Origin of the sequence: Alcanivorax sp. P2S70 (genome assembly GCF_000475295.1) — a bacterium.
GTDB classification, from domain to species: Bacteria; Pseudomonadota; Gammaproteobacteria; order Pseudomonadales; family Alcanivoracaceae; genus Alcanivorax; species Alcanivorax profundi.
This window is the reverse complement of sequence record NZ_AXBZ01000007.1, coordinates 213,273-225,862: the sequence shown is the minus strand read 5'-3', so window position 1 is coordinate 225,862 and position 12,590 is coordinate 213,273. Positions and strand designations below refer to the sequence as shown.

The 12,590-nt window shown below is 59.7% G+C and carries 11 protein-coding genes; 3 read left to right on the top strand and 8 right to left on the bottom strand.

The genetic code is table 11. The features are described from left to right. Positions 1–28: 28 nt before the first annotated feature. Complete coding sequence (gene trmB, locus Q672_RS20870) at positions 29–697, bottom strand: tRNA (guanine(46)-N(7))-methyltransferase TrmB (protein ID WP_022984366.1); 669 nt, start codon at positions 695–697, stop codon at positions 29–31. Between the two features lie 206 nt (positions 698–903). Here trmB and Q672_RS20865 point away from each other — a divergent pair, with 206 nt between their 5' ends. Together Q672_RS20865 and lnt are read left to right on the top strand one after the other, a co-directional pair. Further along, entirely contained in the window at positions 904–1,461 is a 558-nt protein-coding gene (locus Q672_RS20865) for a hypothetical protein (protein ID WP_022984365.1), read from the top strand. Then, entirely contained in the window at positions 1,461–3,038 is a 1,578-nt protein-coding gene (gene lnt, locus Q672_RS20860) for an apolipoprotein N-acyltransferase (RefSeq protein ID WP_022984364.1), read from the top strand. The genes Q672_RS20865 and lnt overlap by 1 nt, the downstream gene beginning before the upstream one ends. Here the strand turns inward: lnt and Q672_RS20855 are convergent. From Q672_RS20855 to Q672_RS20845, 3 genes are all read right to left on the bottom strand, one after another. Continuing rightward, positions 3,001–3,738 (bottom strand): lipase secretion chaperone, encoded by a 738-nt coding sequence (locus Q672_RS20855; RefSeq protein ID WP_022984363.1) that lies wholly within the window; start codon positions 3,736–3,738, stop codon positions 3,001–3,003. The genes lnt and Q672_RS20855 overlap by 38 nt on opposite strands. Next, positions 3,735–4,811, bottom strand: a complete 1,077-nt coding sequence (locus tag Q672_RS20850) for an AraC family transcriptional regulator (RefSeq protein WP_022984362.1) — start codon at positions 4,809–4,811, stop codon at positions 3,735–3,737. Before Q672_RS20850 ends, Q672_RS20855 begins: the two co-directional genes overlap by 4 nt. A 193-nt stretch (positions 4,812–5,004) precedes the next feature. After that, on the bottom strand, positions 5,005–5,829 hold the full coding sequence (locus Q672_RS20845) for a poly(ethylene terephthalate) hydrolase family protein (protein ID WP_022984361.1): 825 nt from the start codon (positions 5,827–5,829) through the stop codon (positions 5,005–5,007). A 337-nt stretch (positions 5,830–6,166) separates the two neighbouring features. Here Q672_RS20845 and Q672_RS20840 point away from each other — a divergent pair, with 337 nt between their 5' ends. Continuing rightward, positions 6,167–6,928 (top strand): hypothetical protein, encoded by a 762-nt coding sequence (locus Q672_RS20840; protein ID WP_031226011.1) that lies wholly within the window; start codon positions 6,167–6,169, stop codon positions 6,926–6,928. 133 nt (positions 6,929–7,061) lie between these two features. On the opposite strand, the gene Q672_RS20835 is transcribed toward Q672_RS20840, so the two are convergent. From Q672_RS20835 to Q672_RS20820, 4 genes are all read right to left on the bottom strand, one after another. Next, positions 7,062–9,221 carry a malate synthase G gene (locus Q672_RS20835; protein WP_022984359.1) on the bottom strand — a complete coding sequence of 720 codons (2,160 nt, stop codon included), beginning with the start codon at positions 9,219–9,221 and terminating at the stop codon, positions 7,062–7,064. Positions 9,222–9,463: 242 nt separating this feature from the next. Beyond that, complete coding sequence (gene ttcA / locus Q672_RS20830; protein WP_022984358.1) at positions 9,464–10,318, bottom strand: tRNA 2-thiocytidine(32) synthetase TtcA; 855 nt, start codon at positions 10,316–10,318, stop codon at positions 9,464–9,466. After that, positions 10,318–11,115 carry an SDR family oxidoreductase gene (locus tag Q672_RS20825; protein WP_022984357.1) on the bottom strand — a complete coding sequence of 266 codons (798 nt, stop codon included), beginning with the start codon at positions 11,113–11,115 and terminating at the stop codon, positions 10,318–10,320. The genes ttcA and Q672_RS20825 overlap by 1 nt, the downstream gene beginning before the upstream one ends. A gap of 274 nt (positions 11,116–11,389) precedes the next feature. After that, the gene (locus Q672_RS20820) at positions 11,390–12,589 is read right to left on the bottom strand and encodes an acyl-CoA dehydrogenase family protein (RefSeq protein ID WP_022984356.1); all 1,200 of its coding nucleotides are present in this window, start codon (positions 12,587–12,589) and stop codon (positions 11,390–11,392) included. Position 12,590: the final 1 nt, after the last annotated feature.

Genomic DNA, 12,590 nt, shown 5'->3' with positions numbered 1-12,590 from the left:
GCAAGGAGTTATTCAGAGGTTCCCTAACTTAAAGTGTTGCCGTGAGACGCCACAAGGGCTGCCCACTGGCCTGGTACTTTTCCTCAAAATCCGTCAGCGGGGATGTCTGCTCAGGCAGCGCCTGCAGTTCGCTGCTGACGCCGGTCATTGCCAGCGCACTACCGACTTCTTCCAGATACACCCGCCAGTTGCTGCGGTATTCGAGCACTCCTCCCATGGCCAGCAGACAGGGCCACACCGGGTGGCCATGCCAACGGCGTTTGAGATGGGCGCTCTTCGGCCAGGGATTGGGGTAGAGAATTTGATGACGCGCCACGGCGATGTCCTGCTCCGCCAGCAACCGCCACAGTCCGGCACAGTCCGCCCGCAATAACAGCAGATTGGCAGGCAGCGGAGAAAACCGCGTCAGCGCCCGGCCAAGCCGTGCCTCCGATTGATCCACACCGACAACCAATGCTTGTGGCTGAGAAAGCGCCAACGCCACAGAGGAACGCCCCGTCCCGCAGCCGGAGTCCAGCATCAGAGGGTGACCAGGCCCATTCTCATCGCGCCAGGTCTGTAGCTGATGGAAGGCCTGCCGGTCATGAGAGCTCACCGGTGCCTGCCACGGGTGATCAAGATGCTTCCTGACCGTGAGGGCGAGATCCTGGTGCTGCCCGGTTTGATTGCTGGTCACGGTACGGCTGTTGGCGAACATGGCGCTCCTGCGGCTGAGATCGCGATAACGGGCAGTGCATTATGCCTGCCACCGAGCCCGCCGATAACCCGAGCGGCCGCAATGGACGTAATCAGGCAGCCCATGTGACAGCCATTTGCCCGACGGGGGCCTAGTCTTTCCCTTTTTCGGCATCTTTCGCCGGCTTCTTCGAGCCCGCTTTTGCCATCAGACGACACGGAATGCGAATGGAATCCCGCCGCCAGTCAAGCCGACACGCTGTCCACAACCGTGGGCTACGCCTGCTGATCTGTGTGCTCATCTGCACGCTTCTGGCAAGCAGCCTGTTGTCGGTGGTGTTGCTGAGTCAGTGGAGCAGTCAGGCCAAAGCAGAACAAACCCACACCTTGCCGCGATGGCCCAACGCTGACAATCCCGCTTACTGGCCTGCCCTGCAGAAGATGATCCAGTACCTGCCAGTAGGAAAACAGGGGGCGCTGCTCTATGACACCCGCACCCTGGTCGCACTGGAACATGCGACCCAGGCCATGCACCGGCCGCTCACCCCGGACGAACAGGCCCGCACCTACGCTATCCTGGTGCGCACTTTCTCCGCTGAGACAGCGACGGCCATCGAGCGCCTGTGGCAGCAGTATCAAAACTATCAGGTCGCCATTGCCCAACAACCCGGAATCGCCCTGCCAGCCCGGCAACAACTGCAAACGGACCATTTCGGGGAGCACGCATCCTCCCTGTTCAGACAACACAACCTGATGCAGGCAGCCCTGCAGCAGGATATGCCCTGATGGCATTGCGACCAGTCAAACCCACCCCCCTTGGCCTGTCACTGCTGGCCGGGGCACTACTGGGCCTCGGTTTCACCTTTGGTTCCCTGTATTTACTGGTCTGGGTGGCTTTTGTACCACTGCTGATGGCACTGCATTCCCCTTCCCCCAGGCCTGTCAGGCAAGCGTGGCGGTGCGGTCTGGTGGCAGGGATCGTCTTTCAGGTGATTGCCGCAAACTGGGTACTGCATTTTATTGAGGCGCTGTGGGATGCCGGGACCGTCATCACCGCTCTGATCGCTGCGCTGTTCTGGGGTTATGGCGCATTGCAGCTGGCGCTGCTGTCTGTGGTGTACCTCGGGTTGCAACAACGCACTGGCTGGCCTTGCCTGCTGATCTTCCCGGTGATCGTTACACTGGCCTTTGCCGGTTTTCCCACCCTCTTCAATGCCCAGTTAGGGGAGACCCAGAGCCGTTTCATCGTCGCCATTCAAGGCGTCAGTCTTACCGGGGTGCATGGCCTGGATGCGATCATCGCACTGGCTAACGCCCTGCTCTATCAGTCCCTGCGTCCCCGCTCGGCGACACCACGGCGCGACAGGATCCACCAGGTGGTGAGCGGCCTGTTGATCGTCCTCTGGCTGGGCTATGGCGCAGTGGTGTTGCTGAGTGCCAGCCCGCCGGGCACCCGCCTCAGGGTTGGGTGGGTGCAGGAAAATGGGCCGGCAGGTGAGACCCGCGCATCGACACCGGGATACACCGATAGCGACCCGCGATCACTGGCCCTGTCCCGGCAACTGGCCGTGGAGGGCGCCGAGGTGATCATCTGGCCGGAGACCGGTTTCAGTGCCTATTTTCAGCAGCCCCGGGTTCGACAGGCCATCCACCGCGCCGCAAAAGCGATGCGCACCCCGCTCTTACTGCAAGGCATTGAGGTAGCGGATGGCAGGCAGCTCAACGCCGTGGCCTGGGTGTCGGCCAGTGGCCTCGAGGCCGGCCGATACCGGAAACAGAAACGGGTTGCCTTTGGTGAATACCTGCCCCTTCTGGAGTACCTGCCTGACAGGTCCCGCTGGGCCAGACAATGGTTAAGCGGATTTTTCAGTGATATTGCCGCTGGCCACCAGCCTGCCGGGTTCCCGATCGCCGGTACCGACACTCAGCTCATACCGCTGATCTGCTACGAGGTCATGTTCCCCTCACTGGTCGCCGATGCCAGCCGGGTGGGAGCCGACCGGCAACTGTTGGTCATCGTGTCGAACAACGCCTGGTTCGGTAACACGGCTCAACCCTGGCAACACTGGCGTGCCACAGCCCTGCGTGCCGTGGAGACCGGCCGCCCCGCTCTGCATGTGATCAACAACGGGCCTTCCGGTGTCTTTCTCGCTGATGGTCGCCCCTGGGTTTATAGCCCCTACGGCACAGAAGCGGCCTACCTCGCCGAGGTCCCCATCCCTTCCCATGGCCCGACCCTGCACAGTCGCTACCCCAACGTCTTTTTAGCGCTCTGTCTCGCGCTTGCTGGTCTGATACTGGTGGTGGCCTTAAGGCGCGAAAAAGTTACTCATCGCTCTCGCGGTCGGCCGGCTCCCCGGTGAGCCATTGCCACTGCTCTGCTTTTTCGGTGTCGTCCAACCGGGTATTCATCTGGGTCCGCATGTTGTGCAAGGTGACGCGAGCCATGCGCTCCTCGTCCGCGAACAAGGCATTGGCCAACGCCTCCCCCAGATAATCGCGCCGCAGACGTGCCAGCTGCTGCTGCCCGCTGGCCAGGGCTTCTACCCCACTGCGTTGCTGGAAACTGCCGGACAGATCCCGGTACATATTGCTGAAGTGAAAGTAACGCTCCATCACGTCAGCAGCCTGACGACCGGCGGTGTCAGGCATGACCGCGATGACCTGCTGTTGCAGCCAGGCAAGCTCAGCCAAGGTGAGTGACGCATCGCCACCAAGGAAAACGGTATCCAGTACAGCACGTAACTCGCGCCCTGGCTGAAGGTTGCCCTGCTCATCCACCGGCAACCCCGCCAGGGTCGCTTCCACCTGTTGCTCGCTCCAACGCCGCTGCGATGGGCTATCCAGCCGCCCGGATGGCTGCTGTGGATGCAAGGCGACGGTCGAACCCGCACGGCGACTGTCGGCAAGTTCAGCGCGGGGTTGAACGACCGGAGCGCCAGGGTCATGGGTCGCCAGCCTGCGGCCATCCCCCTTCCCTTCACTCACCGCGAAGAACAACAACACTGACACCGCTGCCGACAGCGTCACCAGTAGCAGCGCCTGAATAACCCGCCAGGTCATGTCAGGTTGCCCCGACTACCTATCCCCTCCTGATTACGCATCTCACTGACGGTCATTCCCGCCCAGCCTTTAACGGCCCGACGCAGGCTGGAGCCACAGGAAAACCCGGCCAGTGCCGCCACCTCATCCACGTCGAGACTCGAATGACGCAGCTGATGGCTGGCAATTTCCATCCGCACTTCATAGAGAATCTTGCGGAAGGAAGCGGACTCGCAGGCTAGCCGGCGGGTGAGGCTACGGGGCGTCAGCCGCATCTGGCGTGCCACCGCATTCAAATCCAGATCCGGGCGAAAATAGGCCCGCACGTGCCAGAACACCCGCTCGGTAAACGTCACCGCCTCCACCCTGTGGGTCAGCTCCCGTTCGCATTCCCGGATCAGTTTTTCAAAAGCCCGTTTGCGAAACGGACGAAAGCGCTGAAACACATAGTCCATATGCGCAGAAATAGCGTATTCCTGACACCCAAAGGTAAGGCTGTCACAGGGGAGAATTTCATAAGGGCGGCGATCCGCGGGTTCAGGGAAACCAAGACGGACATGCAGAGAAGGATCTGCCACCGACTTGTTGCCACACTGATCCCAGATTCGCAACGTGATGGCGAGGCGCCATTCACGGATAAAGTCACGCATCAACGGGTCATCATCACTGCCCGTCATGTAATCAATGGGTTCGACAATGCGCCCATCCGCGTCCAGATAGGCATTCGGTTGTGCCGCATGTTCGGCGAATAACGGCTGGGCCGTAACCAGATAACGGCGAAACGCCTCGCCGGCGTGTTTCAAACTGGGGCTGCAGTGGACGACATACCCCACCGGCCCCCAGTAACTCCAGTCAAAGTGCATGCCCACCGCGAGTCCAAGACCCGGCCTCTGGCACAGATGAATGCCGTTATACAGAAGTCGCTGGAACTGCCGGTAGCTGATCATCACCTCCTGCATCTCAAACATAGGGGCGGATAAACCGGTCCCTTCCAGGAGACGCTCCAGCGGTGCTCCCAGATGACAGAATGCCTCGATAAAACCCAGAGGATGACGATGAAGGGGAACCAGCCCGCTGTTGGGGTCCAGATCCATCGGAGACTCCCGGAGATTGTTCTTGTTGTGATGCTCATGACTGCCCGGCAGCACACCACAACACGGCGGCCGAGGCCTCCACGAGGCGGCTAAGGGATCAAGGCTAGCACCACAATGCGAACAAATCAGCATGGCAATTCCGGGGGCAGTGTCGTCACAGGCAACCACCAGGATTGCCTGTGACCGTTGGGCTTTACAGCCCCTTGCGTTCTACGTCCCAATCAGAGAGCCCACAGGCAGAGCAAGCGCCAGTGAAAAGGCTGGCCGCGTCACTGTCGCCGCTGAGCTGATACAGCCACCAGGCAGTGGTCATGGCTTTGTAGTCCCCGAAGTCTCCCACCGGCTCAAAGTGACTGGCGCCGTTGAGCGTCGCCCAGAACACGGGCACGTCTACACGGCTGAATACCGGCGCCTGATTCAACGTCGGTCCTGCCAGCGTGTCCAGCGAGCCGGACAACAGCAACATAGGCGCATGTTGCTGATACTGGGATGAAGTCTGGTGGCCAAGACCGAGGATGTACGGTTGCACCGGGGCGGTTGCTGTAATACGCGCATCGCGACCTGCCATGATCGTGCCGCCGCCGCCCTGGGAATGCCCGGACGCACCGATCTTGCTGAAATCAATGTTTCCTGCGTAACTGCTGTTCTGCAGGTAATCAATACAATCGAGCATTTCATCGCCGGAGCCGGCATTGCTGGTGTTGGCCGCCGCCACCACAAAGCCCCATGACGCCCAATGCTCAAGACCAGAACCGTAGGTCGTGGGGGTACCACCGGTGCCGTTGCCCCAGACAATCAATGGGTGGTTGCTACCCAGGTTGCGAGGGCGATAAATGGTACAGCCAAGGCCGCCTGAATGACGGGTCGTGGTATAGGGCCCGTCTTCCTCATACGGGGCCAGGGGGTCACTGCCATTGCCGGCCAATACGGCAGCGCTGAGCAACAGCCCCGCCAGGGCTGAACCCGCGCGAAGCAGAGTGGAGATATTCCTCGTTGTAACGCGATCATGGATTTTCATTATTGGTCCCTTTCGATCGATAAATGTGCGGGGCAGCCCTGCCCGATCGCTCTCCCAAGCCATCAGCCGTTATCTTTACACTGCCAATGCGGGCTCAGGCTGCCCCGACCCGCCCCGGAAAACACACAAGGTTCCCGACAGGCAGCACCGATTCTGTCGCGGCAGCAGATAGGCCGATATAACGGCACCGACGCCATTTGCCGTTCAACAGTGGCTCAGGTTCACCCCGCAGAGGCAGTCCTCATCCCGGCCGTGAATGGCGTCACAGATGGATTTTCACTTTCACAATGCATTGGCGTCCTGCACCCTGATATCAGGCCCCCTTTGGAGCAACGCCATGCCCAATCTGCTGACTATTGCGATCCTGATCATGACGCTAAGCCTGACCGCCACACTGCGGGCCCAGCCCATGGAGATGCATGTCATTTCTCGTCCTGATGCTGCCGCCCTGGTGCCTGTCATTGAGCCGTTACTGCCTGCTGGCGGTTCAGTTCAGGCCTATCGCGGCAAGCTGATCATCCGCACCACAGCGGAAAACCTGCACAGCCTGCAAGGCGTGTTGGGTAATCTGGACGCCGAACCGGCGACCGTTGTTGTCCATCTGCGGCGCAGCGGTTCTTCCACTGGCAATGAGCAGACCCTTGAGGGCACGGTGAGCCGCAATCGTGAGGGAGATCTCGACGCACAGGTACAGATTGGAGCACAGCAGTCCCGACAGCAGCAGCACGATCACTACCAGATACGCACCCTGTCCGGTTATCCCGCACGCATCAGTCGAGGCACATTACTGGCACTGTCGAACGGCGCCTACGGAACCCAGCTGGCCGCTCTTGATCAGGGCATACAAGTCACCCCGCAAAGCCTCCCGGACGGCCAGGTGGTACTCAGTATTCAGCAGCAACACGACACTGTTTCCGGCAACATCACAGCCAATACCCAGCACAGCGCTACCACCCTGCAGGTCACACCAGGCCAATGGCACCCCATGGGGAGCATCCAGATTGATCAATCCCGGCAGCAGCGAGGCATAGGCGGTAGCAGCCACCAGCGGAGTACATTGGTGCTGCCCATTGAGGTGATGGTTCAGATCAGTGAATAGTTAACAGTGAACAGTGAATAGCTGCGCGAGCAGCGCTGGTCAGGCTCTACAACGCAAGAGGCCGCGCCCAATGTCTGGGCGCGGCCTCCAGGCTTTCAAGAACCACGGCGCAGGATCGCGCCGCTGTTAACTGTTAACTGTTCTTGAGTTCACGGCGACGACGGTGCAGAACCGGCTCGGTGTAACCGCTCGGCTGGGAGCAGCCTTCGAATACCAGTTCTACTGCTGCCTGGAAGGCAACGGAGCCGTCGAAGTCCTTGGCCATGGGCGTGTAGAGCGGATCGTTGGCGTTCTGACGATCAACCACTTCAGCCATGCGCTTCAGGGTTTCCATCACCTGGTCTTTGTTGGTGATGCCGTGGTGCAGCCAGTTGGTCACGTGCTGGCTGGAGATACGCAGGGTAGCGCGGTCTTCCATCAGGCCCACATCATTGATGTCCGGCACCTTGGAACAACCGACACCCTGGTCAATCCAGCGTACCATGTAACCGAGGATGCCCTGGGCGTTGTTGTCCAGCTCCTGCTGGATTTCCTCAGCAGACAATTCACGGTCCAGCAGCGGCAGCGTGAGGATGTCGTCCAGGGAGGCACGCTCACGGCTGGCCAGCTTGGCCTGAACCTCGGCCACATTCACTTCATGATAGTGAGTCACGTGCAGGGTGGCCGCCGTCGGGGACGGTACCCAGGCACAGTTTGCGCCCGCGTTGGGGTGACCGGCCTTGTTGGCCATCATCTGTGCCATTTCGTCCGGCATGGCCCACATCCCTTTACCAATCTGGGCGTGACCCGGCAGGCCGCATTCCAGACCGATATCCACGTTCCACGCCTCGTAGGCATTGATCCACGGCATGCCTTTCATGTCGCCCTTGCGAGCAAACGGACCGGCTTCCATGGAGGTGTGCATTTCATCGCCGGTACGGTCGAGGAAACCGGTATTGATGAAGATCACCCGGTCGCTGGCCTGACGGATACACTCTTTCAGGTTCACGGTGGTGCGGCGCTCTTCATCCATGATGCCGATTTTCAGGGTCTTGTCGGCCAGGCCCAGCGCCTTCTCAACACGACCAAACAGCTCAACGGCAAACGCCACTTCTTCCGGGCCGTGCATCTTCGGCTTCACGATGTACACGGAACCGGTACGGCTGTTGCTCAGCTTGTTGATCTTTTTCAGGTCGTGCATGGCAGCCAGAACGGTCACCATGCCGTCCATGATACCTTCCGGGGTTTCCTCACCGTTCATGAGGATGGCCGGGTTGGTCATCAGGTGGCCCACGTTACGCACCAGCAGCAGAGAGCGGCCATGCAGGGTCAGGGTGGAGCCGTCCAGCGCGGTGTACTCACGGTCGCCGTTCATGGAGCGGGTCAGGGTTTTGCCGCCTTTTTCGAAGCTTTCCTGAAGGTCGCCTTTCATCAGGCCGGCCCAGTTACGGTACACCTCGACCTTGTCTTCGGCGTCAACCGCCGCAACCGAGTCTTCGCAGTCCTGAATAGTGGTGATAGCCGATTCCAGCAGCACGTCTTTCATGTTGGCAGCGTCATCTGCGCCAATCGGGTGGCTGGCGTCAAATTGCAGCTCAGCATGCAGGTTGTTGTGCTTGACCAGTACGCCGGTGGGCGCCGCGGCGTCGCCCAGGAAGCCCTTCAGCTGGGATTCGTCTTTCAGGCCGGTCTTTTCGCCGCCAAGGGACACAACCAGCTTGCCATCGACGATCGCGTAGCCAGTGCTGTCCTTGTGGGAACCGTTGGCCAGCGGGAAGTAGTTATCCAGGAAGTCGCGCGCCCAGGCGATCACCTTGGCACCACGCTTCGGGTTGTAGGCACCGCCTTTCTCGGCGCCGCCTTCATCGGAAATCACGTCGGTGCCGTACAGGGCATCGTACAGGCTGCCCCAGCGAGCGTTAGCCGCATTCAGGGCAAAACGGGCGTTCTTCACCGGTACTACAAGCTGCGGGCCAGCAATAGTGGCGATTTCCTCGTCCACGTTCTCGGTGGTCACCTTGAACGCATCGCCTTCCGGCAGGAGGTAGCCGATCTCGGACAGGAACTGCTTGTATTCAGCCATGTTGATGGCCTGGCCCTTGCGCGCCTTGTACCACTCATCCATCTGTGCCTGGATCGCTTCACGCTTTTCCAGCAGCGCCTTGTTCTTCGGCGCCAGGTCTTTGAGGATGGCTTCCAGCTCGCCCCAGAAGTGATCCGGGTCGACGCCGGTACCCGGCGCGATCTCGTTGACTACCAGATCATGGAGTTCAGCAGCGATTTCAAGGCTACCCTTCTGAATACGATCGGTCATGGTGCTCCTACCCTTCTGGTCCAGAGAATCTTCAATAAAACGGCGCTTTCATGGTGCTGACTCAATGTATTGTCAGGCCTGTCCAGTGAGCGGATCAGGCAACCATATCAAGCCCGGGGGGTGCTACTGCGAGAATACAGCCAGACACGGCTGCTCGCGAAAAAATCGGTGGGCATTCTAGCCGAAACGCGGCCACGAATCATGTTTAGTGACATAATTTAGCGTGACTGGCGAGTCTGCGATCAACCGAAAAGGTTGACCACGTCAAGGCGATGTGCCTGCTCGCCACCCCGCTGCTGGCCCTGCTCAAGATGTTCAAAATCAAACAGGCGAGTATCAGCCAGCTGGGACGGGGCAATGTTCTGTACCGCAGCAAAGATATTCTCGATCCGCCCCGGCTGTTCCCGATCCCATTTTTGCAGCATCTCCTTGATCACCTGACGCTGCAGGTTTTCCTGGGAACCACACAGGTTGCAGGGAATGATCGGGAAATCCTTCAGGCCGGAGAATTCCACAATGTCCTTCTCGCGACAGTATGCCAGCGGACGGATAACAATATTGCGGTTGTCATCACTGCGCAGCTTCGGTGGCATGGCCTTCATCTTGCCGCCGTAGAACATATTCAGGAACAGGGTTTCGACGATATCGTCACGGTGATGACCCAGGGCAATCTTGTTGGCGCCAATCTCTTCGGCAAAGCCATACAAGCTGCCGCGACGCAAGCGCGAGCACAGACCGCAGGTGGTCTTGCCCTCCGGCACCTTCTCCTTGACGATGGAATAGGTGTCCTTTTCCAGGATGTGGTACGCCACCCCCTCTTTCTCCAGATACTCTGGCAGGATGTGCTCGGGGAAACCCGGTTGTTTCTGATCCAGGTTCACCGCCACCAGCTCGAAGTTTACCGGCGCGGAATGCTGCAGATTGCGGAGGATTTCCAGCATGGTGTAGGAATCCTTGCCGCCAGACAGGCACACCATCACCTTGTCGCCTTCACTGATCATGTTGAAGTCGGCAATGGCACGGCCCACTTCCCGCCGCAGCTTTTTCTGCAGCTTGTTGAAGCGCGTCTTTTTCTTGGCGTCGAGGCTATCTGACATCAGGTGACCTTCATCTTCCGGATCAGTCGTCGATACAGGGGCGGAGACCAGCGTTTCAGGTACACACCGGCCTTTTCGCGGCCGGCGATGATAACCTGATCACGGCCTTGCTGCACGGCCTTGAGCAACCGTTCAGCGCATTCTTCGGCCGGCATGGCACTCAACTGGGCATCATCCATGCTGCCCTGGGCTGAGCCATCCGCGGTGAGCGCATTGACAGAGACCTGGGTTCGCACGAAACCGGGCATCACCAGGGTGACCCGCAAGCCGTTGTCGTATTCCTCTGCTCGCAGGGATTCAAAGAAACCGTGCAGGGCATGTTTACTGGCACTGTAAGCACTGCGCAGCGGTGTGGGCAACTCGCCGACCAGGGAGGTGATGACCACAAAGCGCCCTTCTCCCTGCTCACGGAACCAGGGCAATACCTCCTTGGTCAGCGCAACCGTGCCAAAGAAGTTCACTTCCATGATGCGACGGTCTACCGCCAGATCGGTGTCTGCCACGCGTGAACGCTGGGAAATGCCGCCATTGTGCACCAGGATATCCAGCCCACCGAAGCGCTCGCGCACGGCCTGCACCGCGGCTGGCATGGCGCCGCTGTCTGCCAGATCCAATGGCAATATCAGATGTTGCTGCGCATTGACCAGGGTTTCACGAACCCGCTCAAGCTCCGCCTCACGACGGGCTGACAACACCAGCCGCGCCCCGCGACGGGCAAAGGACTTGGCCACTGCTTCACCAATGCCCGAAGAGGCACCGGTAATCCAGACAATCTTGCCTGCCAGGCTGTTGGACATACTGCCGTCTCCCAGAATATGAGTACCGCAGAGGGTAATGGGATCGGAGGGAAAACCAAAGGTTCTTCGCGGATTTCAGGGACGCTTATGTGGTTTGCTCTGGTCGGGCGTCAGACGTCGGCAATCTGACGCGCCAACCCGACTCGCAAGGGTACAGCTTCAGGGCCTGCTTGCTCGGGACGACGGGTTGTCTGTCTCTCGCGTCAGACGTCCGACTTCAGACGTCTGACGAACCGGTTTTCTCACCCGGCAAGCGGAGCCCGTTCGAAGCCAGCTATTTCAGCTCCTTGGACGACAACCCCAGAAGATGCCGCGCCACGATAAGTTGCTGGATTTGCTGGGTGCCTTCGAAGATGTCGATGATCTTGGAGTCACGGGCCAGCTTTTCCAGCAGGGTGCGCTCGGAATACCCAAGCTCACCACACAGCGCAACGCATTTGAGTGTCACCTCATTGCCCATGCGCCCCGCCTTGGCCTTGCACATGGAGGCTTCCTTCGAATTGGGCTGACCGTTGTCGGCCATCCAGGCCGCTTTCAGGGTCATCAGTCGTGCCGCCTCAAGATCCGCCTCCAGCCGATACAGTTCCAGTTCACGGGCCGTGGAGTTATAAGGCAGTTTCGAGAAATCAGCGCTAACCTGCTCTTTTTCATAGATTTCACGAGTTATTTCCAGTGCGGCACGGGCAACCCCCAATGCCATGGCGGCCACCTGGGGACGGGTGTTATCGAAGGTCTGCATGACCCCACCAAAGGCTTTTTTGCGCGCCTCTTCGGTGTCGGCGATCTCCGCTGAGCCCAGCACATGGTCCACCGGGATCCGGCAATCGTTGAGCGACAATGCCGCCGTATCCGAGACCCGCAGGCCCATCTTGTCTTCCACCCGCACCAAACTCATGCCCGGGTTATCACGGGGCACAATGAATGACTTGATCGCCGCCTTGCCCAACGCCTTGTCCAGGGTTGCCCATACCACCACGGCATCGCAACGCTGCCCGCCCGTGCAATAGATCTTTTCGCCATTCAGGATCCACTCATCGCCGTCACGCACCGCCGTGGTGCTGATGGCCGCGGAATCGGACCCGGCCCCCGGCTCGGTGATCGCCATGGCACAGTAGAGTTTGCCGTACTGCTGCTTCTGTTCCGGAGTGCCTACCGCCGAGATCGCCGCGTTACCCAGACCACTCCCGGGGATAGACAGCATCAAGCCCACGTCGCCCCAGCACATGGCCTCAACGCCCATGATCCCCATCATGTTGGCCCCGTTTTTAATGCCATCGGAGCCTTTGCCACTGCCTTTTTTGCCGCCGCCACTCATGGCGGCCATCATCTGCGCCACCGGCTTGAGCTCTTCCGGGGTATCGCAATGCTCAATGGCGTCGTACTTGCGGGAGATCGGTCGGAAGACACCACTGGCCAGCTGCTGGGCCATTTGCTGCACCTGGGTCAATTTTTGCGGAAGTTCGAGATTGATCATG

Bases quoted from the DNA above. Each gene is read 5' to 3' on its own strand.
- trmB (WP_022984366.1), bottom strand. From the start codon at position 697: ATGTTCGCCAACAGCCGTACCGTGACCAGCAATCAAACCGGGCAGCAC.
- Q672_RS20865 (WP_022984365.1), top strand. From the start codon at position 904: ATGGAATCCCGCCGCCAGTCAAGCCGACACGCTGTCCACAACCGTGGG.
- lnt (WP_022984364.1), top strand. From the start codon at position 1,461: ATGGCATTGCGACCAGTCAAACCCACCCCCCTTGGCCTGTCACTGCTG.
- Q672_RS20855 (WP_022984363.1), bottom strand. From the start codon at position 3,738: ATGACCTGGCGGGTTATTCAGGCGCTGCTACTGGTGACGCTGTCGGCA.
- Q672_RS20850 (WP_022984362.1), bottom strand. From the start codon at position 4,811: ATGGATCTGGACCCCAACAGCGGGCTGGTTCCCCTTCATCGTCATCCT.
- Q672_RS20845 (WP_022984361.1), bottom strand. From the start codon at position 5,829: ATGAAAATCCATGATCGCGTTACAACGAGGAATATCTCCACTCTGCTT.
- Q672_RS20840 (WP_031226011.1), top strand. From the start codon at position 6,167: ATGCCCAATCTGCTGACTATTGCGATCCTGATCATGACGCTAAGCCTG.
- Q672_RS20835 (WP_022984359.1), bottom strand. From the start codon at position 9,221: ATGACCGATCGTATTCAGAAGGGTAGCCTTGAAATCGCTGCTGAACTC.
- ttcA (WP_022984358.1), bottom strand. From the start codon at position 10,318: ATGTCAGATAGCCTCGACGCCAAGAAAAAGACGCGCTTCAACAAGCTG.
- Q672_RS20825 (WP_022984357.1), bottom strand. From the start codon at position 11,115: ATGTCCAACAGCCTGGCAGGCAAGATTGTCTGGATTACCGGTGCCTCT.
- Q672_RS20820 (WP_022984356.1), bottom strand. From the start codon at position 12,589: ATGATCAATCTCGAACTTCCGCAAAAATTGACCCAGGTGCAGCAAATG.